Below are 21,817 nucleotides of genomic sequence, written 5' to 3'. Positions count from 1 at the left end.
CGGATCAGGTAACCGGGGGCGTCGACCGCGCGTCGGCGGTCGTCGTGCCGTCCGTCGGCTTGGCCACCACGGTCACAGGATCGGTGGGCTTGCCCGCGATGAGGTCTCCGATACTCAGACCCCAACGCCCCCATCGTTCGTCGAAGCTCTTCGCACGGGCGCGTGCCTTGTCGATCTTGGCCGGTGTGTACCGCCGGCGAGCCCAGGCCGAATGTGGGCGAGCGAGCCGGATCGCACCGGACCAGGCAAACACCGGGATGAAGACGCCGACAATAGCCGTCGAGAACTTGCCCTTCAGCACGCACAGGATGGCGCATGCGACGTTGATCGGGACCGTGGCCACCAACGCGACGGGACCGAGTTCGACGTTCGCGTCGTCGAGGGGGTTGAAACCCAGCACCGCCATCCCGAGTGCGGCGACGGTCAGGGCGACCACCTGGACCGAGAGTTGGCCTTCCGGTGACCAATACACGTCCTGTAGGCGGAGGATCAGCGCGAATTCGTCGAGCACCAGTGAGGCGCCGACGCCGATCAGCACCGCACTGATCTCCGCGCCGGGCGACGCCCCGTTGACACCCACCGAGAGGAAGGCGCCGACGATCGTCAGGATCAGACCCGGCACCATGTGGTGCACGTGCACGCCGTCCGACACGTTGTTGCGGAAGGGGCCCTTGCCGGCCCGGATGAGTCGGGTGATCACCCGCGTGACGATGAACGTGACGACGAACGACGCGAAGAGCAGGAACAGCGGAAGTCGTTGGTGCGTGAGCTCGTCGAGGAAGGTCACCGGGCCACCCTGCCGTCAGCCGGGAACGATGCCGGTGCGGCGTTGCTCGATGATGAGGCAGCGATCTTCGACGTACAACACACCTGCGTCCTCGGCGATCGACCGCGCCTCCGCCGATCGGATACCGAGCTGCAGCCACAGGGCGGTCGCACCGGCCGCGACGGCCGCCCGGGCGACGTCGGCACACTCGGGCCCGGGGCGGAAGACGTCGACGAGGCCGACCTGTTCGGGCACATCGGCGAGGGTCCGGTACACCTTCTCACCGACGATCTCGTCGGCCGTGGGGTTCACCGGGATGATCCGCCAGCCGCGATTCTTCATGTACGCCGGGACCTCGTTGGCGGCTTTCGACGGATTGGCGCTGGCACCCACCACGGTGATCGTGTCGTAGGTGGACAAGATCTGTTCGACGACGTCGTCGGTGTTGCTCGGTGCGGTCATCCCACGAGTGTAGGTGGGTCGGCCGGCCTCATCGCAGAACTCCGTGCACGACCAGCGCGCTGAGTTGATCCGCCCATGCGGTGTCGAATTCACGGTCGTCGAGCAGCAGCGCGTGCAGCATCGCCGCTCCGCCGACGACTTCGATGAGCCGATCCGGATCCACATCGGGATGCACCTCGCCGCGGTCGACGGCGGTCACCAACCGGTCACGCAATGCACCGAACACCTCCGCGAACCCGGCGTGCACACGCGCCGCCAGTTCGGGTTCGGCAGCCATGTCCGAGATCAGCCCGGGTAGCGCCGCACGGGTCACCGGGCTGGCGAAGAGATCGCGAGCCGCCGCGACCATGATGCGGAGGTCCGCCTCGACCTCACCACTGGACGGAGGAAGCCGCGCCATCCGGGAGAACGCGAGGTCGTGGATCAGCTCGGCTTTGCCCGACCAGCGGCGGTAGAGCGCGGTCTTCGTCGTTCCCGCACGATCGGCGATCGCAGCCATCGTGAGTTTCCGATAGCCGACGTCGACGACCAGTTCCGCGGCGGCGTCGAGCACCGCCGAATCGATCCGGAGGTCGCGTGGACGCCCCGAAACCGCTTCTCCCGTCCCGGTGCTCATCGGCCCACCCGCTCTCCGTCGGAACCTTGTGATCGGGGATTTCCCGAAGTCGCTGCGAACCGCGCGACCCTTCTGCTGTCATAACGCTACTCACCGTAGCGAATATGCCGGTATTGATCACAGGGGGTGCCCATGGCCACCGAACCCGCCGTCGAGCAGGTCGACCATCTGCAGCGTTCCAGTCGGGACAACGCCTCGGTCCCGGACACGCTCGCGCGCTGGCTGGCCGAGCAGAGCGACACTCCCGACGCCGTGCCCGAGGTCACGGTCACCGCGAGCGGCGACAGCAACGGCATGTCGTCGGAGACCATCCCGGTATCGGTGTCCTGGCCCGGCGAACCCACCCGGCATTGGGTCATGCGGATGGCGCCGTCGAGCGCCGACGTTCCCGTGTTCCGTTCCTACCGCATGGATCACCAGTACGAGACGATGCGATTGATCGCGCAACTCAGCGACGTCCCGGTGCCCGCCGTCCACCACCTCGAACCGAGTGGCACGCTCCTGGGCGCGCCGTTCTTCCTGATGGACCGGTGCGAGGGTGAGGTCCCGCCCGACGTGATGCCGTACACGTTCGGCGACAACTGGTTCGGGGACGCCACCGAGGCCGATCGCCGCCGGGCCCAGGAGTCCGCGGTGGGCGTGATCGCCGACCTCCACTCCATCCCCGACGCGGCCCGGCAGTTCGGTTTCCTCGCCGACGATCTCCCCGCGGGTGACACCCCCCTCGCCCGTCTGCTCGCCTGGCTGCAGGACTGGTACGACTTCTCGGTGGAGGGGATCGGCCGTTCACCGCTGGTCGAACGTGCACTCGCATGGCTCGCCGACAACTTCCCCGACGACGTCGCGCACACCGAACCCGTCCTGTCCTGGGGCGACTCGCGAATCGGCAACATGATGTTCGCGGACTTCACGACCACCGCGGTACTCGATTGGGAGATGGCACGCACCGGTCCGCGTGAACTCGACATCGCCTGGGTGGTGTTCGCGCACCAGGTCTTTCACGAACTCGCGACGATGGCGGGCCTGCCGGGCCTGCCGGATCTGCTGCGTGAGAGCGACGTCCGCGACACCTACCGGCAGCGGACCGGCGTCGAACTCGGGGACCTGCGATGGTTCTACGTCCACGCTGCCGTCCAGTGGTGTTGCGTCTTCATGCGCACCGGCGCCCGCCGCGTGCACTTCGGCGAACTCGATCGCCCCGACGACGTCGACGGCACGCTGTTCTACCACCGACCACTGCTCGAACGACTCCTCGAGGAGGACTGACCGCATGAGCCGAACCGGCCTGGGACCGATGGACGAGTATCCCATTCATCAACTGCCGCAGCCGATCGCATGGCCGGGCAACAGCGACCGCAACTTCTACGATCGCGCTTACCTCAACGCACACGACCGTAGCGGCTCCATCTTCCTCATCACCGGCATCGGGTACTACCCCAACCTCGGCGTGAAGGACGCGTTCGTCCTGATCCGGCGCCGGCAGCCCGACGGCACCGACACCCAGACCGCGGTGCACCTCGCTGACGCGATCGACGACAACCGGCTCGAGCAGCGCGTCGGCAACTATCGACTGGCCGTCGCGGACCCGCTCCGCGCACTCCACCTGACCCTCGCCGAGACCGAGGGCATCGCCCTGGACCTGCACTGGGAGGGCCTGTTCGACGCCCTTCTCGAACAACCCCATGTGATGCGGCAAGGCGCGAAGGTCACCCTGGACGCGCAGCGATTCGCCCAGGTCGGCACGTGGCGCGGGTCGATCACCGTCGACGGCGAACAGATCGTCGTGGACCCGGCGACCTGGGTCGGCACCCGCGACCGCTCGTGGGGAATCCGGCCGGTCGGCGAGCCCGAACCGGCCGGTCGGCCGGCCGACCCGCCGTTCGAGGGCATGTGGTGGCTGTACGTCCCGATCGCCTTCGACGACTTCCAGCTCGTCGTCATCATCCAGGAGAACCCGGATGGCTACCGCACCCTCAACGACTGTTCACGGGTCTGGAAAGACGGGCGCGTCGAACAGCTGGGGTGGCCGAATGTCACCGTCCACTACGCGCCCGGAACCCGCGTGCCCACCGGTGCAACGATCTCCACCACCGGCGCGGGCGGTTCGGCGGTGACGTTGACGGTGGAATCGCTTCTCCCCGTCCCGATCCACGTGGGCGGTGGGTACGGCGGCGACCCCGACTGGACCCACGGTGTCTGGCGGGGAGCGGACTTCACCGAACGCCTCACCTACGACATGACCAGCTCCGAGATCATCGGACGCGCGCCGTTCGGCGTCATCGATCACGTCGGGCGCGCCGAGTGCCGCGAGGCCGACGGCACCACACGCACCGGCTGGGGACTCTTCGAGCACGGGGCGCTGGGCCGGCACGATCCGTCGGGATTCACCGACTGGCTCAGTGTCGCACCGGAGCGAGAGCAGACCTAGTCGACGACACGAAGCCGATATCCCATGCCGCGCACCGTCTCCAGCCGATGCGAGCCGATCTTGTTGCGGAGCGCCCGCACATAGACGTCGACCACGTTCGACGCGGGGTCGAAGTCGTAACCCCAGACGTGGCCGAGGATCTGCTCCCGCGACAGCACCTGGTCGGGATGCCGCAGGAACACCTCCAGCAGAGCGAACTCGCGCGCGGTGAGGTCGATCGTGTCCGCGCCCACACGTGCCCGGCGTGATTTCAGATCGAGGCGGAGATCCCCGGCGGCCAACAGGTTCTCCGACGCGACTGCCGAGTCGTCGACGAGCCGCAACCGGATGCGGGCGAGCAGCTCGGCGAACTGGAAGGGCTTGGTCATGTAGTCGTTGGCGCCACCTTCGAGCCCACTGACCGTGTCGCTCACGCTGTCTCGGGCGGTGAGTACGATCACCGGGGTCGTGATCCCCTCGCCGCGCATGCAGTACAGCACGTCGAATCCGTCCATCGACGGCAGGCCGATGTCGAGGACCACCATGTCGAAACCTCCGCCGCGCGCGGCTTCGAGCGCCGACAGTCCGTCGGACACATGCTCGGTGCTGTAACCCGCCGCACGCAGGCCGTTGCCGATGAACGAGGCGATCCGCGCGTCGTCCTCGGCGATCAGAACACGGCTCATCGCCGGTCTCCTTCTCCTGGTGCCGGCGGCACAGCGCCGGCGGACGAATTCGTGGCCCGCGGGTCCGGATCGGGCGCCGGGACATCGATGCCGAACGTTGCACCGTGACCCGGGACGCTGCGCACCCAGGCGACACCGTGGTGGGCGTCGGCGATGGCGCGGACGATCGCCAGACCCAGACCGGCGCCGGCAGAGTGCTGCGGCGCCGACGCGGAGCGGCCGCGCTGGAAACGTTCGAAGATCCGCGCCGCGTCCTCCTGCTCGACGCCCGGGCCGTCGTCGGTGATCCAGATCGACAGGTGGCGTTGCGGTCCCACCCCGGCGAAGCGTGACCCCAACTGGATCACGGAGCCGTCGTCCGTGTGGCGGACGGCGTTCGACGCGTACTGCAGCATCGCCTGGGTGATCCGCTCGTGATCGACCGTGCACGTCCCCTCGGCGACCTCCATGAGCAGCCACCGCCGGTCGCCGAGCGGTTGCACCTTCGACTCGATGTCGAGCATCAGTTGTGCCGCATCGGCCGTCCTGGCCACCACGAAATCGGGTTGCTCGGACTTCGCCAGCATGAGCAGATCCCCGACGATGCGCCCCATCCGGCCCAGCTCGCTGTCGACGAGGTCGAGCGTCTTACGGCGCTCCTCCGGATCGTCGGGCAGCAGTTCGAGATGACCGCGCACGACCGTGATGGGAGTCCGTAGCTCGTGGCCGGCATCGTCGACGAACTGGCGCTGCGTCGTGTACGCGTCCTCGATCCGGTCGAGCATCGCGTTGAAGGTCTGTGCCAGTGCGGCCACGTCATCGCGCCCGATGACCGGCACACGCGCGGTGAGGTCGTTCTCGCTGATCTCCGCGGCGACCATCCGCACACTGCGCACCGGCGCCAGAATCCGGCCGGCGACCAGGTAGGCCACCCCGGTGGTGACGATCATGCCGGCGAGTCCCACGATCGCGAGGACCCGCATCGTGCGGTCCACCAGTTCCCTACCGGGATCGGTGTAGATGCCGACGAGGAAGGTCCCCGGCTGCGCCGGACCTGCCACCGGATCGGCCGAACCTTCCCCGGACGGTTCCAGTTCGACCTTCCCCCAGCGGATCTCACCGTGATCGGTCATCAACACGCCGGCCGGACCGGTCTGGGCTCGTAGCTCGTCGAGCACCCGGCGGCCCTCCCCCGCGGCCGGCCAGGCGTTCCCGGGGAGTTCGAGGATCTCGGTGTCACCGACGACGCCGGCCATGACCTCGCCCTGCCCGGCCGACTGCCGGGAGAGGAACACCTCCAGCAGCCGCGACACCGACGTGAAGGGTTCGGTGGTCGTCGGGTCGACGCCCTCGGCCGCGAAGGTCCGGAACTCGCTGGCCTCCTGCGCGACGTCATGGTTCGCCCGACTGTCGACGTCGCGGAGCAGCAGATTGCGGGTCACCACGAACACGACCACCAGCAGCAGGAACGTGGTGAGCATGATCCAGGCCGTGATACGCCAGCGTGCCGAGAGCGCGGGGCGCTGCCGCACACCCGCCCTCTCGACTGAACTCGGCCCGCTCGCGTCGTCAGTCGTCCCGGTCGTCATCGATGTCATCGTCCCAGTCGCCGCCCTGGTCGTCGCCGCCCCGGTCGTCGCCGCCCTGGTCATCCCAGTCATCGTCCCGGTCGTCATCGCAGTCGTCGTCGCGATCGACCACTCGGACGTCACACCAATCGTCGTCGTCGGAGTTCAGGTTCGGCGGGACGGCCCGCTGCACCGGCGCGCCGGCCGGGATCTGCGGAACGGGCGCCGGAGTGGTCTGGGTTCGAGGTGCCTCGGTCTGGGCCGCCTGCGATGCGACATCGACCGACACCGAGTCGGCGGCCAGGTCGGGCTCGGGCGAACGGATGAGGAAGAAGCTGGCGGTCACCACAGCGACCGCGAGCGCACCGAGGGCGAGGGTGGCGAGTACTCGTGAGATCTTCATGTCGACGACTCTGTCGGACTCCGGTGAGCCGACCATGAGTCGAAGATGAAGGTTTTTTCATCTACGAGCGGCGCGGATCCAGGTCGCTCAGGAACTCCTCGATCACCGGCCACGTGTGTTCCACCGCCGCGGACCCGGCGATCAATCCGAGATGACTGGTCTCGACGGTCGTGAAGTCCACGCGTGGCGCCCCAACCAGGAGTTCCACCCCGTGGTGGGCCGCAGCCCAGCTGACGATCGCGTCCCGGTGACTGCCGAACAGCGCGACCGGTACCGCGACGTCGGCGAGATCGACGACGCGACCGTCGAAGTCGAGCACGCCGCCGGCCAGTTCGCCGCGCATGATGAAGTTCTCCCACATCTGCTCGGACACCTTGCCCGGGTAGCCGGGCATCGTCGCCTGGAAGCGGTCGATGGCCTTCATCCGCGAGAGGGCCTCGGTGTCGTCGGCGTTGCGCAGGATGTAGCCGGGCTTCTTCAGTTCGCGCTGCCACGCCGTGCCCCGGTAGGCAAGGCGGACCAGCGGCGCGGGAATCCCGCCGAGCGCGCGCAGCGCCAGCTTCACCGGCGTGGGGCCGACCGGCCGCATCAGGGACTTCACCAGCGGATACGGCGCCACTTTGGCGTAGTCGAGCGGGGTACCGACCGCGACCACCGAGGCCAGCGGGAGATCCGGGTTCGCTGCCGCCGTGAGCAGGCTGATGGTCCCGCCGATGCTCCAGGCCAGTACATCGACCCCGGCCGGACCCGGGGTCGTTCCGGACGCGCCGCGGTCACCGGTGCCGTAGAAGTCCGCGACCGTCGCGGCGACGGCTCCGGGGACGATGTCGTCGAAGAAGTCCGCGAAACCCAGGTGGCGGTCGGCGCGCGTCATGTCACCGAAGTCGAGCACGTACGGAACCCGACCGGTCGACAGCAGAAACTGCACCACCGACAATCCGTCGGCGAGGTCGTAGCACGCCGTCGACACCGCGAGCGGTGGGACCAGCAGCACCGGTCGCCGTCCCGTGGCGGCTGCCGCGACCACCTCGTCGTCGGTGCCGTACCGCCGCAGCGTGCGGTGCGGGCCATCGGCGATCAGCGTGTGCGGGGTCTCGTGCGACTCACCGATCTCCCCGCCGCGCGCCAGATGAACCAGCGTCGCGACGCCGTCGAAGCCTGCCACCACTACCTCCCAGTCGTTGCCCGGGGACATTCAACACACCCGGGCCGGGCCGGGTCCGGGCGGGGTGCGACCGTTTGGTGCGCGGCACCTCCGGGTACCGGACATGGCGAGGCACCGCTGCCATCTGCGGTGCACAGAGGAGGTACACGAGCCATGGCCGAAGAACTCAACGGCACCACCATCGCATTCTTGGTCGCCCAGGAGGGCGCCGAGCAGGTCGAACTCACCGAGCCCTGGAAGTCGGTCGAGGCGTGTGGCGGGAAGCCCGTCCTGGTGTCCACCGACTCCGGGACCGTCCAGGCGTTCAACCACCTCGACAAGGCCGACACCTTCCCGGTCGACCTCACGCTCGAGGACGCTCGCGTGATGGATTTCGACGGGCTCGTCCTACCCGGCGGTGTCGCCAATCCCGATTTCCTGCGCACCTCGGAGCCCGCCGTCCGTTTCGTGCGCAGCTTCTTCGACGCGGGCAAGCCGGTGGCGGCCATCTGCCACGCGCCGTGGACGCTGATCGAGGCCGACGTGGTCCGCGGGCGGACGCTCACGTCCTTCCCGAGCGTGCGGACCGATGTGATCAATGCCGGCGGCACCTGGGTCGACGAGGAGGTCGTCACGTGCCGTGACGGTGACAACGTGCTGATCACCAGCCGCAAGCCCGACGACCTCGCCGCCTTCAACGCCGCGATCGTCGCCGAATTCGCGCACAGCAACGTCGCGGGCTGACTCCGCGCGAGACGCCTCAGACGAGGGACAGGGGCGCCGACTCCCGACCGGTCAGGGTGAGCAGCACGCGCTCACCCTGTCCGGTCAGTGTTGCTATCGCCGTCGCGGTCGACAGAGCTGACGCGAGCACCGGCGCCGGGAGTGGGAGATCCGCGCCGATCGCGCGGGCGATGTCGAGGCCGTGTACCGCCAGTTCGAAGGTCCGGGTCGGCAGGTAATCGGACAGCATGATGCCGCCGAACGGTGTCGACAGCGGCCGATCATCGACTCCTGCAAGGGCTTCGATTGCCCGTGCCCGACGCTCCAGAACCCCCGCCCGCGGATCGTCCCCCAGCGCCAGACCGGCGTCGACTCCACGTTGTCGGACCGAGGCGGGGTCGCCGTAACCCTGGATGGACGCGAAATATGCTGCTGTCGAGTCCAACTCGACACCTGAGCCCGTTCGGCCAGGTAGTCGGCCACGGTGGTCAGCGATCGGCTCGCGTGTCCGACGAGCGATCGCAGTGACCACTCCCCCAGTCCGGGGCCGTCCCACCCCTCGTCACCGATCAGGTCGACCAACTGCGTCAGATGCCGGGCGCCGGCGGTGAAGTCGTCGATCGCCCCCGGTAGTGAACCCTCACTCATCTCGGTCAGTCCTTCGTGGTGTCGGCCGTGGTCGACGACGCGGATCCGCTCGCGATCGCGATCTTGCGGACGCGGTCGTAGAGGAGGGCGATGGTCCCGGCGAAGACGATGACGCCGAGGATCTGCGCCCACCGCTCGAACCCGTCACCGACGATGGCCAGCGCCGAGTCGTCGCCGGTGGCCGCGACGATCCCGGCGAAGACCACGCCGAAGAGGGCCTCGCCGACGATCAGGCCGGTGGCCAGCAGGACGCCCATCCGCTTCTTGTGTTCGACTGCGCCGCCGCTGCGTTCGGCCCATCGGTTGTAGTAGTGGCCGATGAAGGCGCCGATCGGGATCACCAGGACCACCGACATCGGCAGATACATCCCCATGCCGACGGCCAATGGAGGCAACCGGAATCGTCCTGCGTGGCCGAGGAGTTCGTCGATCACGATCACCGCCGCGCCGATCAGGGCCCCGATACCGATGAGACCCCAGTTCAGGTCCGCCCCCAGCACGCCCTGCGCGAGGGTCGTCAGCAGGCCGGCCTGCGGTGCCGCGAGGGCGTCCTCGGTCGCTCCCGGCGCGCCGACGAATCCGAAGGCCTCGTACATCAGCTGCAGGATCGGCGGGATCACGGCAGAGCCGAACAGCACGCCGATGATCAGGGCCACCTGCTGTTTCCACGGCGTCGCCCCCACGAGCTGACCGGTCTTGAGGTCCTGCAGGTTGTCGTTGGAGATGGTCGCGACGCCGAACACGACCGCGGCGGTGAACAGCGTGTAGGCGATGAGCGCATCGGTCTGCGAGGCATCCGCGGGCCCGAAGGTCAGCTTGACGAGCAGTGCGGCGATGAGGACCACCAGGATGCCGACACCGGAGATCGGGCTGTTCGACGACCCGATGAGGCCCGCCATGTAGCCGCACACCGACGCGACCGCCAGTCCGATGACGAACACGAAGACGATGCTGACCGCGATGATCCCGGTGGCGCTGCCCTCCAGGACCGTGTCGTGGACGAAGTCCCACAGCAGCACCCCGATCGGGATGAGGAGCACCAGGATGCTGCCGCCGACGATGTTGATCGGCATGTCCCGCTCGGTGATGTCGACGGTGACGCCCTCACGACGCGACCGTGAGGAGACCATGGCCGCCTTGATTCCACGGACGATCGGTCCGATGACCTTGATCAGGGTCCAGATCGCCGCGATGGCGATCGCACCGGCCCCGATGAGTCGCACGTCGTTGGCGAAGATCGAACCGACGGCATCGCCGAGGTCCTCCCCCGCCGTCCGTCCCTGGGTCTCGATGGGCAGCAGTACGACGTAGGAGATCACGACGCCGACGAGCATGGCGATACCGACGGTCACCCCGACGAGGTGACCGATGCCGATCAGCGACATCGACAACCCGGCACTGAAGAGCGTTCCGCCCGTGCCGATCTTGATCGTCGTAGAGATCGAGTCGCTGAGCACCTTCAGTTTGGTGAGCAACGCGAAGCCGGCCGACGCGACCGAGCCCAGGATGATCGTGCGCAGACCCGCCTTGTTCTCGGCGGCACCGCCCGCGGAGTCGCCGACCTTCAGGACCTCGGCCGCCGCAACACCTTCGGGATAGGGCAGGTCGGATCCGGTGACCAGCGCGCGACGCAGCGGGATGGAGTACATGACGCCGAGGATTCCCCCGATCGCGCACACAGCCATCGTGATCCAGTACGGGAACCCGGTCCACCACCCGATGATGACCAGACCGGGGATGACGAAGATGATCGCCGACAGTGTCCCGGCTGCCGACGCGATGGTCTGGACGATGTTGTTCTCCACCACCGAGTGGTTCGCGAAGTACCGCAGGATGCTCATCGAGATGACGGCCGCCGGGATCGCGGTGGCGAAGGTGAGACCCACCTTGAGCCCGAGATAGACGTTGGCGGCGGTGAAGACCAGCGTGATGATCCCGCCGAGGACGGCGCCCCGGAGAGTCAGCTCCCGTAGATTCGCGGTGGCCGGAGGCGCAGTCGCCATCGTGTCCCTCCCAACAGTCGGGTCCTGCGACCGATGGTCGTTCGGACGGTGGATCATCCGGGCGTTCGTCGATTCACCTTAGGGCCGGGTGTCCAGCCGCGCAGGGACTTCCCCCGTTGCCGGAGGTCGGTTCGCGCGTCGAGACGGACCGCGAACCGCGGGCTCGTCCGCTATGCCCGTTTCTCGAACCCGTGGGGGCGGCCGGGGCCCCGCCGGTTCGGACGTCTCCGATAGGGCATCATCTAAATCGTGAGCGAAGGGAAGACGGAGCAGTCTGCCCGCACTCGTGCGCTCCTGATCGGCGCTGCCGAAAAGCTGATCGCCCTCAACGGCGTGGCCGCCGTCTCGAGCCGCCAGATCAGCAAGGCGGCGGGGCAGGGGAACAACTACGCCGTCGGCCATCATTTCGGTTCCAAGGACGATCTGCTCCGCGCGACGTTGACCGCGCACAACGTCCCGATCGAGCGGTTACGCCGCAGATGCCTGACCGAGGTCGGGTCCGAACCCGGGGTCCGCGACTGGCTCCGCTGTCTCGTCGGACCGGAGGTCGAGTATCTGGCGGAGCTCGGTGCGCCCAGCTACTTCGCCCGGTTCTTCGCCCAGGTGTCGAGTGACCCGTCCGCGACCGTCCTCCTCTACGAGGAGACCGCGAGGTCGGAAGTCCTGATGACGATCCTCGACCGGTTCTACGCCACCTTGCCGACCTTCTCCGACGACGTGCTCGAGGTGCGTAACAACCTGACGCGCCACATCATCGTCAACGCGCTGGCCGATATCGAGCGGGCCGCCGAGGGCGGAGAGGCGCGTACGATCCCCTGGCAGCATCAGCGCGATCTCGTGGTCGATGCGCTGACCGGGATGTGGCTCGCCCCGGTCACCGCCCACACCACCAGCGGTGTCGCCGAGACACGGGACTAGATCACCGTGCCGACGTCCTCGGCGACGATCCGGTCGAGCGCCCGCTCGGCCACCGCGGCGATTGTCATCGACGGATTGCACGCCGCGGTGTTGCCCGGCATGAGTGCGCCGTCGATCACATAGAGTCCGCGCTGACCCTCGACCCGTCCCTCGAGGTCGCAGACGGTACCCATGTTGGCCCCGCCGAGCGCATGCCAGGTCGACGGGAACACCGCGTTGGTGTCGGTGAGGATCGCGTCGGGACCGGCGATCCGCCGCACCGTTCGGTCGATGTGCTTGGTCTGGATCTCCGAATCGCCTTCGTGCGGCCAGCGGATCAGCGCGTCCCCGATCGCCGAGTCGTAGGAGATGACACCACGACCCGAGCTCACCCCGAAGCCGACCATCATCGTCGTGCCTGCATACACGGGCAGCGGCGGAAGGGACGCCTGGATGATGGTGAACGCGCTCTTCGGGTCACTCCAGTTGGGACTACCGAAGACGACCGGGCCGCCCTGCACCGTTCCGAAGTCGATACTCGGACTGGTCCAGGTGTAGATCCGGTCGGCATTGGTGCCCCAACCGTGCCCCAGCCCGTCCGGCAGATCGGGCACGGTGCCCGTCGCGCTCGCCTTGACGAGCAACTTGGTGGTGTTGACGCTACCCGCCGAGAGGATGAGAGTCCGCGCGATCAACTCTTTGTGCTCCAACACTTTTCCCGACTCGTCGGTACGTTCGACCTCGAGAGACCACCGGCCGTCCGGGCGGCGCGCGACCTGCCGCACCGTGTGCAGGGTACGGACCTGAACGCGCCCGGTCGCCTCCGCCGCGCGGATGTAGGTGACGTCGACGCTGTGCTTGCCGCCGTTGTTCACCCCGATGGCCCCGTCGCCGTTGGTGTACGCGGGCTTCATCTCGCCGCGCAATTCGGCTGCGGCATAACCCCAGTCGATCGGCATCGGGATCTTCTGCAACGGGAGCCCCTCGGCCCGGACCCGTTTCGCGAACTGGCGCGGTGCCAGGTATTGCGGGGACCGCACCACCGAGTCGGGGGCCACCGCGACCTTCAGCATCCGCGCGACCCTCGGGTAGTGCACACGGTTCATCAGTTGCCAGTCGAGCGCGTCGGGGAAGTGCTCGGCGAAGACCGCCTCGCTCGGTTGCAGTGTCATGCCCTGGTAGACCAGGGAACCACCACCGAGGCCGGCCGGACACAGTGCGGTCATGTTGACACCGGCGACCGACTCGAACAGTCCCACATAGGGTTCGACGCTCAGCGGTTTCCCGAAGAGGTTCGGGGTCGACTCGTGCCACAGCACCCGCTTGTCCGGGCTCGACGCGCGCGGAAAGGTCTCCGAGTTCGGCCCCGCCGGCCATCGTCGTCCCCGCTCGAGCAGCAGGACCGGCACGCCGGCCTCGGCGAGGCGGAGCGCCGCGACGCCACCGCCGAATCCGGAGCCGACGATCACCACGCGATGCTCTTCGCGTGTCCGCCGGATCCGGCGCGACGGGTCGGCCGAGGCCGAACCGGCGCCGGCGCCGGCGACGACAGCGGTCGCCGTTCCCGCCGCGGTCAACGCCGCCGCTCGGAGGAAGGTACGTCTCGTCGGTGACACCCCGGTCATGGTTCTCCTGTCGTCGGTGCGCGAGGAAGTCTCGCGCTTCACTGCGCGGTTGGTCGCACGTGGGCATGCGAAATGGGCGAAGAGGGGACGAGAAGTCGCGGCCGGTAGAGCGATTCGACCGCGATGGGAGAGCCGGCGGACGGCGAACGGCGAACGGCGAACGGACGTGGCCTACCGATGAAGGATTTGGTACATCGGCCGATGTGTCAAGCGCAACATCGCGGACCACGCTTGATTCAGCTCACTTGTCGTCGAGTACTTGACACGTTCTCAGTCATATGACTGAATTCCACGTGGGAGCGGACCCCGAGCGGGGAACCGAGACACGAGCCGGCGGATGGCGAAAGGAGTCGAGGTGCTCGAATACCGTTCGAGGGCATAACCTTTTTCCAGATTGTTCACAGCGTCCACTCAGCGTTGCGGGGCGATCATTTCACGGTGCGGATACTCGCGGATCTTCCGCTCCTCGACGGGTGGTTGCCGATCGCCGTGCAGATCGTTGCCGGGGTCGCCCTGCTCGGACTGGTCCGGTGGCGGAAACCGGTGCGGAGCATCGCACTTCTCGTGGTGGCATCGGTCTGCGCGATGGCGGTGACCGGGGTCGTCTACGCGATACTGGAGAGTCACGATCTGAGCCCGGAAACGGGTCCCCTCGCTTTCTGGGTCTGGTTGTTCCTCACCGTGATGACCGTCGCCATGTTCGGGCTCACTGTGGCCGCGGCGTCGTGGACCCGCAGAGCCGTGGTCGCTATCGCCGGACTCCTCACAGTCCTGTGCGTCGCGCTGACCGCCAACCAGTGGGCCGGGTTCTATCCCGATGTCGGACGCGCGTGGAGCGCCGTCATCGGTCAGTCCCCGCCGAATGAAACGTCACTGTCGGCATTGCGCACCCTCCGCGGCAGTCCGCAGCCGGACGGTCGGACCGTCGCCATCGACGTCCCGCATCGGATCAGTGGATTCGAGCACCGGACGGAGTACGTCTACCTGCCGCCCGCCTGGTTCACCGGCGCACACCCACCGCCGCTACCGGCCATCGCGTTGTTCGGTGGCGTCATCAACACCCCACTCGACTGGGCCGTGAGCGGTGAGGCGATCACGACGGACCGTCGATATGCCGCTGCGCACAATGGATTTGCACCGATTCTGGTGTTCGTCGATCCGTCCGGCTCGTTCACCGACGACACCGAATGCGTTGACGGGCCGCACGGCAACGTCGACACGCGGATCACCCGCGAAGTGCGCCCGTACGTCGTCCGCGTCTTCGGCGCCCGCCCCGATGCCCGGGGATGGGCAGCAGCGGGATGGTCGATGGGAGGCACGTGCGCCGTCGATCTGGCCGTCGAACATCCGTCGCAGTTTGCGACATTCCTCGACATCTCCGGCGACGTCGGGCCCAATCTGGGAGACCACCAGCAGACCGTCGACCGTCTCTATGGCGGTCGCGGCGACCTGTGGTCGCGCTTCGACCCGCGCACCGCGATCCGACGGCACGGAAGCTACCTCGACTCCGCTGGGTGGTTCGACGACGAGGGGCATGTCGCCGGTCCACATCGTCTCGCCTCGTCGCAGATCGCCGCGACGAACGCACTCAGCAGCGTCAGCCGGGCCCACGGAATCGCCACGATCGTCACCGCTCGACCGGGGCGACACTGCTGGCCCTTCGCCGCAGAGGGTTTCCGACGCGCCTTTCCCTGGCTCGCCCACCGGCTTCTGCCGGGGTCGGATCGGGCCGGGTCGGCGTTGCTACGATGACCCGAAATTTTCACAGCCGGGGAGAAGCATGTCTGATCATCTGCAGGGCAAGACCGTCATCATCACCGGCGCCGGAGGAGGTTTCGGCAAGGTCATCGCGGAGATGTGCGCGGCACAGGGCGCCCACATCGTCGGTGTCGACATCAACGCCGACGGGCTCGCCGCGGTGGTCGAGGGAATCGTCGCCGCGGGCGGGTCGGCTGTCGCACACGTCGCCGATGTCACCGACATGGACCAGATGCGGGGCGCCGCGGCGACGGCCGTGGAGCGTTTCGGCGCGATCGACGTGATCGTCAACAACGCCGGGGTCATGCCGCTGGCGTTCTTCGCCGACCACGAACGTGCCTGGGAGAAGTGGCACAAGGCCATCGACATCAACATCAAGGGCGTCGTGAACGGCATCTCCGCGGTCTACGACCAGATGATCGCGCAGGGCCGGGGGCAGGTGGTGAACATCGCGTCGATCTACGGCAACGGTGGCTTCGAGGGATCGGGCGTCTACAGCGCCACCAAGGCTGCGGTGACGATGCTGTCGGACTCGTTGCGCATCGAGGCAAAAGGCAAGATCAAGGTCACGACGGTCAAACCCACCGGCGTCGCGGGCACCAACCTGGCGAGCTGGATCGTCAACGACCGCGCGATTCGCGGAATCGTCGGACAGCGCGCCGCGTCGTATCGCGAGCACGTCACCGAGTTGATGCAGGGCACGCTGCCCGCGGAACTCACCGACGTCGACTCGGTGAAGTACTGGCTCATCACCCCGGAGGATCTCGCCCGGGCGGTCGTCCACGTCATCGACCAGCCGTGGGGGATCAGCCTGTCCGACGTGACGGTGCGGGCCAGCGGCGAGGACTACCTGTACTGATCCCGGACCGGATCAACCGGCCGCGCCGGGTCGCCGGCGCTCGCCGCGGTACTTGCGGTGGTACTCGTCGTAGAGGTCGGAGTTCTTCTCCCGCTCGAGCTTGTTGACCAGATCGGGATCGAGGCCGTGCTGGGCCAGCCGGTGACGCCGGTACACCCGGTTCAGCGCGATCGAGAAGAACAGGTAGGCCAGCAGGATCGGCATGGTCATCGTGATCCGGACACCCCAGTCGGCGGGGACGAAGAGCATCGGGATCAGCACGATGACGCAGGGCACCGCCCAGCGCACCACCATCCGGACGGACGCGCCGGGGCCGGCCAGATCGTTGGCCACCCAGTCGAGCATCGACTTCGGCAGACGCGCCCAGTAGGCGTACTTCACGTACTCCCAGGGATTCGGCTTGGTGCGCTGTGAGGTGGCCACCACTCGATCGTGCACCACGTGTGGTGGTTGTCCAACGTCGCCTCCCCCACATCGGCTGGGTAATCTGACCCGCATGGGTTCGGAGATGACCGCGTCGACCGACGACTCCGCCGGTCCGGAGCCCAGCGGCACCGATCCCAGCGGCATCGATCCCATCAGCGGCCTCGAGGCCGAGCTCACCGACTTCTGGCGCCGGGGGCGGGTCCGCACCCGCCTGCGGGCCCGGGCCATCGACCCCCGCCTCGATCCGTCGTGTTACCCGCTCATCACCGTGCTCGCCCGGCACAACTCCATGCCCATGTCGGACCTGGTCACCGCCGTCGGCATGGAGAAGTCGACGGTGACGCGTCAGATCGACGCAATCGTCCGTCTCGGACTCGCCGAGCGGCATCCGGACCCACGCGATGCCCGCGCCCGCGTGGTCACCCTCACCGACCACGGCCGCGAACGCATCGACGCGGTGCTCGCCTCCGCGGTCACCGACTGGCGCGCCCGGCTCGCCCAATGGGACCCCGACGACATCCGCACGCTCACCCATCTGCTGCACCGTCTCACCGAGGCCACCAACGACCCCGAGGCCCGCGAGGGGTCTCGTTGACGGGCGTCGCACCGTCGGCGATCCTTGGCCGGTGACTCCGGACGAAGGACTGCTGCCCCTCGAGGGCGTCACCGTGGTGGCGCTCGAACAGGCCGTCGCCGCGCCGCTGGCGACCCGACACCTCGCCGACCTCGGCGCCCGGGTGATCAAGGTGGAACGGGTCGGCGACGGGGACTTCGCGAGGCAGTACGACGCGGCGGTGCGCGGGGCGGTGGCGTCGCACTTCGTGTGGCTCAACCGCGGCAAGGAGTCGGTCGCACTCGACCTCAAGACGGAGTCCGGGCGCACGGCCATCCAGACCCTGATCGCAGGCGCGGATGTCTTCGTGCAGAATCTCGCACCCGGCGCGGCCGCCCGGCTCGGTCTCGGCGCCGACGACCTGCGCGCCGAGCACCCCGGGCTCGTCGTCGTCGACATGTCCGGATACGGCGACGCCGGACCGTACCGCGACCGCAAGGCCTACGACATGCTGGTCCAGGCCGAGGCCGGACTCATCTCGGTGACCGGGACCCCCGACGAGATGTCGAAGACCGGCATCCCCTCCTCGGACATCGCGGCCGGCATGTACGCACTCACCTCCGTGCTGTCGGCATTGTTCCGGCGCGCCACCACCGGGGTCGGCGCGCGGGTCTCGGTGGCGATGTTCGATGCCACGGTCGAATGGATGGGCCACCCGATGTACATGCGGCTCTACGGCGGCCGGCAGATCGCCCGCGCCGGGCTCGGGCACGCGGCCATCGTGCCCTACGACAAGTACCCGACCCAGGACGGCGACATCCTCATCGGTGTCCAGAACGACCGTGGTTGGGACGCCCTCACCCGAGTCGCACTCGATCGCCCGGATCTCGCCGACGACCCTCGCTACCGCACCAACATCGACCGGGTAGCACGCCGAGCCGAGGTGGATGCCGTGATCGGGGCGGAGACCAAGCGCTTCACCACCGACGAGCTCGATCGGCGCCTCGCCGACGCGGGGGTACCCGCCGCCGAGATCCGGGACCTCGAGGGCGTCGTCGACCATCCCCAGCTCAGCGAGCGCGACCGCTGGCGCGAGGTGGACACCGAGGTCGGCCCGGTACGAGCACTCCTGCCGCCGCTGACCTTCGACGACGTGGAACTGGCGATGGGCCCCGTACCGGCCCTCGGGCAGCACACCGAGGCGGTGTTGCGGGAATTCGGGATCGACGTCCCGCCGACCCCGTCAGCGTAGGATCGGCGGAACGGACCTGCAGCCCTCGGGTCCCGTTGTTCATGCACGGATACGACGACCTCTCGGAGGCGATATGTCCGACGATTCTCTGTTCACCACCCGGGATTCGGGCGCACCGGCCGGGAGTGACGAACACTCCTTGACCGTCGGCGCCGGCGGCCCGATCGTCCTGCACGATCACTACCTGATCGAGCAGATGGCGCAGTTCAACCGCGAGCGGATCCCCGAACGCCAGCCACATGCCAAGGGCAGCGGCGCGTTCGGCACCTTCGAGACCACACAAGACATCTCGGCCTACACATGCGCGGCGCTGTTCCAGCCCGGCGTGAAAACCGAGATGGTGGCGCGGTTCTCGACGGTCGCGGGCGAGCGCGGTAGCCCGGACACCTGGCGTGACCCGCGCGGTTTCGCACTGAAGTTCTACACGTCCGAAGGCATCTACGACATGGTCGGCAACAACACGCCGGTCTTCTTCGTCAAGGATCCGATGAAGTTCCAGCACTTCATCCGTTCGCAGAAACGCCGACAGGACAACAACCTTCGCGACCACGACATGCAGTGGGACTTCTGGACGCTCTCTCCGGAGTCCGCCCACCAGGTCACCTGGCTGATGGGCGACCGCGGCATTCCCAAGACCTGGCGCCACATGAACGGTTACACCTCCCACACCTATCTGTGGGTCAACGCCGAAGGCGTGAAGCATTGGGTGAAGTACCATTTCAAGTCCGATCAGGGCGTCGAGCATCTCACCCAGCACGAAGCCGACCAGATGGCCGCCGCCGACACCGATTTCCACACTCGGGACCTGTTCGAGAACATCGCCGCAGGCAATCATCCGAGCTGGACGCTCAAGGTGCAGCTCATGCCCTTCGACGATGCGGTGAGCTACCGGTTCAACCCGTTCGACCTGACCAAGGTGTGGCCGCACGGCGACTACCCGCTCATCGAGGTCGGCAAGATGACCCTGCACACGAACCCGGTGGATCACCACACGCAGATCGAGCAGGCGGCGTTCGAGCCCAACAACGTCGTGCCGGGCATCGGTTTCAGCCCCGACCGCATGCTGCTCGCGCGCGTCTTCTCCTATGCCGACGCCCACCGCCACCGGATCGGCGGCAACTACAAGCAGATCCCGGTGAACGCGCCGACCAACGAGGTCCACTCGTACTCCAAGGACGGCGCGATGCGGATTCACAACGTCCCCGACCCGGTGTACGCCCCGAACTCGAAGGGCGGGCCGTCCGCGCTCTATCCCGGCCAGGGCGAACCGCAGTGGGCCGCGAACGGGGAGATCCTGCGTAGCGCCTACGTCGATCACCCCGAGGACGACGACTGGGGTCAGGCGGGCACCCTGGTCCGCGAGGTCTTCGACGACGACCAGCGTGAACGCTTCGTGGACAACGTCGTCGGGCACCTCCTCAACGGCGTGTCCGAGCCGATCCTGCAGCGGGCGTTCGAGTACTGGCACCGCGTCGACCCCGACATCGGTGCACGGATCAAGTCCGGGGTGACCGAGAAGCAGGACGAATCCGACCCCAAGAAGGACGATCAGGCCAACCCGGCACGCTCGTCCATGCAGGAGAAGGCCAAGGCCGAGAAGGCCTGACCTTTTTCTCGCCGAACCGTGGAACGCGCCCTCTGACGGGGGCGCGTTCTGCGTCGGTACCACTAGGCTCGGTGCCGTGAGTGTGCGCGCAGGAATCGTGGTCACCGGAACCGAGGTCCTGACCGGCCGGATCGCCGACCAGAACGGACCCTGGCTGTCCGAGGAACTCCTCGAACTCGGGGTGGACGTCGCCCACATCACGATCTGCGGCGACCGGCCCGCCGACCTCACCGCCCAACTGCGCTTCCTCGCCGAGCAGCACGTGGATCTCATCGTCACCAGCGGCGGGCTCGGTCCCACCGCGGATGACCTGACCGTGGCCACCGTCGCCGAGTTCTGCGGCCGCGAACTGCTCCTCGATCCCGGGCTCGAAGAACACATCGCCGCGATCATCCAGCGCTGGCGCGGGGTCGGTTTCGACGTCGAATCCGGCCCGACGAGAGCGGGCATCCGCAAGCAGGCGCTCGTCCCGGTCGGTGCGGCTCCGGTACCGCCGACCGGCACCGCTCCGGGTGTCGTCATCCCCGCTGCCGCCGGTGTGCCGACGATCGTCGTCCTGCCCGGCCCACCCGGCGAACTCCAGGCCATGTGGCCGACCGCGATCGCCACCGCGGCGGTCGCCGACGTCCTGTCCCGCGCCGACGACCTCCGGCAGGCCACCATCCGCGCCTACGGCCTCCTCGAAGCCGAACTCGCCGAGACGCTCCGGACCGCGGAGACCGCGATCCCCGCCTTCGAACGACTCGAGATCACCACCTGCCTGCGGCGAGGCGAGCTCGACATGGTGACCCGATTCGCCGCCGCAGACGCGCCGGTCTACGACGCCCTACTCGACCTCCTCGTCGAACACCATGGGCGGCAGATCTTCTCGACCGACGGTTCCACGGTCGACGATCAGCTGGTCGCCGCGCTGGACGGGAGGCTGATCTCGACCGCCGAGTCGTGCACCGGCGGACTCGTCGCGGCCCGGTTGACCGACCGGCCCGGCTCGTCGGCCTACGTGATGGGCGGTGTCGTCTCGTACTCCAACGACGCCAAGTCGGATCTGCTCGACGTCCCGGCCGAACTGATCGCCACGCACGGAGCCGTCAGTGTGGAGGTCGCCGCCGCGATGGCCGAGGGTGCGCTCACCCGATTCGGCACCGACATCGCAGTCTCGACCACCGGTGTGGCCGGTCCCGGCGGGGGAACCGAGACGAAGCCGGTCGGGACCGTGTGTTTCGGCGTGGCCCTCCGCGGTCGGCCAACGGTCACGGTCACCCGCAGGTTCCCCGGCGACCGCGAGCGCGTCCGGTCGTTGACCACAACCGCCGCACTGCATCTCGTCGTGCGCGCGCTCCGCGACGCTGATCCGAGGGAACCGCAGACCCACCCGGCGCCGCCCTCCGCTCCCTGAGGTGCAGGAGCGCAAGCAACCGCCCTCCGCTCCCTGAGGT

The 21,817-nt window shown here is 67.9% G+C and carries 20 protein-coding genes and 1 pseudogene; 10 read left to right on the top strand and 11 right to left on the bottom strand.

Going from position 1 to position 21,817, the window contains the following annotated elements:
* Nucleotides 1–4 precede the first annotated feature (4 nt).
* From CA982_RS10995 to CA982_RS10985, 3 genes are read right to left on the bottom strand one after another with little or no spacing between them, the layout of a single operon-like run.
* Entirely contained in the window at nt 5–787 is a 783-nt protein-coding gene (locus CA982_RS10995) for a hypothetical protein (protein WP_086535364.1), read from the bottom strand.
* A gap of 15 nt (nt 788–802) precedes the next feature.
* Complete coding sequence (locus CA982_RS10990; protein WP_086535363.1) at nt 803–1,228, bottom strand: CoA-binding protein; 426 nt, start codon at nt 1,226–1,228, stop codon at nt 803–805.
* A 28-nt stretch (nt 1,229–1,256) separates the two neighbouring features.
* Nucleotides 1,257–1,844: a TetR/AcrR family transcriptional regulator gene (locus CA982_RS10985; protein WP_086535362.1), complete on the bottom strand. Its 588-nt coding sequence runs from the start codon at nt 1,842–1,844 to the stop codon at nt 1,257–1,259.
* 132 nt (nt 1,845–1,976) lie between these two features.
* Between CA982_RS10985 and CA982_RS10980 the strand changes: the two genes are divergently transcribed.
* Together CA982_RS10980 and CA982_RS10975 are read left to right on the top strand one after the other, a co-directional pair.
* Nucleotides 1,977–3,110, top strand: a complete 1,134-nt coding sequence (locus CA982_RS10980) for a phosphotransferase family protein (RefSeq protein WP_086535361.1) — start codon at nt 1,977–1,979, stop codon at nt 3,108–3,110.
* Between the two features lie 4 nt (nt 3,111–3,114).
* On the top strand, nt 3,115–4,272 hold the full coding sequence (locus CA982_RS10975) for an Rv3169 family protein (RefSeq protein ID WP_086535360.1): 1,158 nt from the start codon (nt 3,115–3,117) through the stop codon (nt 4,270–4,272).
* Here the strand turns inward: CA982_RS10975 and CA982_RS10970 are convergent.
* From CA982_RS10970 to CA982_RS10955, 4 genes are all read right to left on the bottom strand, one after another.
* Nucleotides 4,269–4,937 carry a response regulator transcription factor gene (locus CA982_RS10970; RefSeq protein WP_086535359.1) on the bottom strand — a complete coding sequence of 223 codons (669 nt, stop codon included), beginning with the start codon at nt 4,935–4,937 and terminating at the stop codon, nt 4,269–4,271. The two genes, CA982_RS10975 and CA982_RS10970, sit on opposite strands and share 4 nt — an antisense overlap.
* Entirely contained in the window at nt 4,934–6,505 is a 1,572-nt protein-coding gene (locus CA982_RS10965) for a sensor histidine kinase (RefSeq protein ID WP_086535358.1), read from the bottom strand. Before CA982_RS10965 ends, CA982_RS10970 begins: the two co-directional genes overlap by 4 nt.
* Nucleotides 6,486–6,887: a hypothetical protein gene (locus tag CA982_RS10960; RefSeq protein WP_244176218.1), complete on the bottom strand. Its 402-nt coding sequence runs from the start codon at nt 6,885–6,887 to the stop codon at nt 6,486–6,488. The genes CA982_RS10965 and CA982_RS10960 overlap by 20 nt, the downstream gene beginning before the upstream one ends.
* A 61-nt stretch (nt 6,888–6,948) precedes the next feature.
* Nucleotides 6,949–8,052 carry an alpha/beta hydrolase gene (locus tag CA982_RS10955; RefSeq protein ID WP_086535406.1) on the bottom strand — a complete coding sequence of 368 codons (1,104 nt, stop codon included), beginning with the start codon at nt 8,050–8,052 and terminating at the stop codon, nt 6,949–6,951.
* A 153-nt stretch (nt 8,053–8,205) separates the two neighbouring features.
* On the opposite strand from CA982_RS10955, the gene CA982_RS10950 reads away from it, so the two are divergent.
* A complete protein-coding gene (locus CA982_RS10950; RefSeq protein WP_086535356.1) occupies nt 8,206–8,775 on the top strand; it encodes a type 1 glutamine amidotransferase domain-containing protein in 570 nt (189 codons plus the stop codon).
* A 16-nt stretch (nt 8,776–8,791) separates the two neighbouring features.
* On the opposite strand, the pseudogene CA982_RS10945 reads toward CA982_RS10950, so the two are convergent.
* Nucleotides 8,792–9,402: pseudogene (locus CA982_RS10945) on the bottom strand (maleylpyruvate isomerase family mycothiol-dependent enzyme).
* A 5-nt stretch (nt 9,403–9,407) separates the two neighbouring features.
* Nucleotides 9,408–11,405 (bottom strand): OPT family oligopeptide transporter, encoded by a 1,998-nt coding sequence (locus tag CA982_RS10940; protein ID WP_086535405.1) that lies wholly within the window; start codon nt 11,403–11,405, stop codon nt 9,408–9,410.
* 249 nt (nt 11,406–11,654) lie between these two features.
* Between CA982_RS10940 and CA982_RS10935 the strand changes: the two genes are divergently transcribed.
* Entirely contained in the window at nt 11,655–12,323 is a 669-nt protein-coding gene (locus tag CA982_RS10935; RefSeq protein ID WP_086535355.1) for a TetR/AcrR family transcriptional regulator, read from the top strand.
* Here the strand turns inward: CA982_RS10935 and CA982_RS10930 are convergent.
* On the bottom strand, nt 12,320–13,927 hold the full coding sequence (locus CA982_RS10930; RefSeq protein ID WP_086535354.1) for a GMC oxidoreductase: 1,608 nt from the start codon (nt 13,925–13,927) through the stop codon (nt 12,320–12,322). The two genes, CA982_RS10935 and CA982_RS10930, sit on opposite strands and share 4 nt — an antisense overlap.
* A gap of 438 nt (nt 13,928–14,365) precedes the next feature.
* Between CA982_RS10930 and CA982_RS10925 the strand changes: the two genes are divergently transcribed.
* Nucleotides 14,366–15,679, top strand: a complete 1,314-nt coding sequence (locus CA982_RS10925; RefSeq protein WP_244176217.1) for an alpha/beta hydrolase — start codon at nt 14,366–14,368, stop codon at nt 15,677–15,679.
* Between the two features lie 28 nt (nt 15,680–15,707).
* Nucleotides 15,708–16,544, top strand: coding sequence for an SDR family oxidoreductase (locus tag CA982_RS10920; protein WP_086535353.1), 837 nt, complete (start codon nt 15,708–15,710; stop codon nt 16,542–16,544).
* A 12-nt stretch (nt 16,545–16,556) separates the two neighbouring features.
* Here the strand turns inward: CA982_RS10920 and CA982_RS10915 are convergent, their stop codons facing one another.
* A complete protein-coding gene (locus tag CA982_RS10915; protein WP_086535352.1) occupies nt 16,557–16,985 on the bottom strand; it encodes a DUF5313 domain-containing protein in 429 nt (142 codons plus the stop codon).
* 55 nt (nt 16,986–17,040) lie between these two features.
* Between CA982_RS10915 and CA982_RS10910 the strand changes: the two genes are divergently transcribed.
* The 4 genes from CA982_RS10910 to CA982_RS10895 all read left to right on the top strand — a co-directional run bounded on the left by CA982_RS10910 (nt 17,041) and on the right by CA982_RS10895 (nt 21,777).
* Nucleotides 17,041–17,565, top strand: coding sequence for a MarR family winged helix-turn-helix transcriptional regulator (locus CA982_RS10910; RefSeq protein WP_086535351.1), 525 nt, complete (start codon nt 17,041–17,043; stop codon nt 17,563–17,565).
* Nucleotides 17,566–17,596: 31 nt separating this feature from the next.
* Nucleotides 17,597–18,775: a CaiB/BaiF CoA transferase family protein gene (locus tag CA982_RS10905; protein WP_086535350.1), complete on the top strand. Its 1,179-nt coding sequence runs from the start codon at nt 17,597–17,599 to the stop codon at nt 18,773–18,775.
* 73 nt (nt 18,776–18,848) lie between these two features.
* The gene (locus CA982_RS10900; protein WP_086535349.1) at nt 18,849–20,381 is read left to right on the top strand and encodes a catalase; all 1,533 of its coding nucleotides are present in this window, start codon (nt 18,849–18,851) and stop codon (nt 20,379–20,381) included.
* A gap of 76 nt (nt 20,382–20,457) precedes the next feature.
* Complete coding sequence (locus tag CA982_RS10895) at nt 20,458–21,777, top strand: competence/damage-inducible protein A (protein WP_086535348.1); 1,320 nt, start codon at nt 20,458–20,460, stop codon at nt 21,775–21,777.
* Nucleotides 21,778–21,817 lie beyond the last annotated feature (40 nt).

Source organism: Gordonia lacunae (assembly GCF_002149015.1).
Taxonomy (GTDB): Bacteria; Actinomycetota; Actinomycetes; order Mycobacteriales; family Mycobacteriaceae; genus Gordonia; species Gordonia lacunae.
This window is presented reverse-complemented; position numbering and strand designations above follow the sequence as displayed.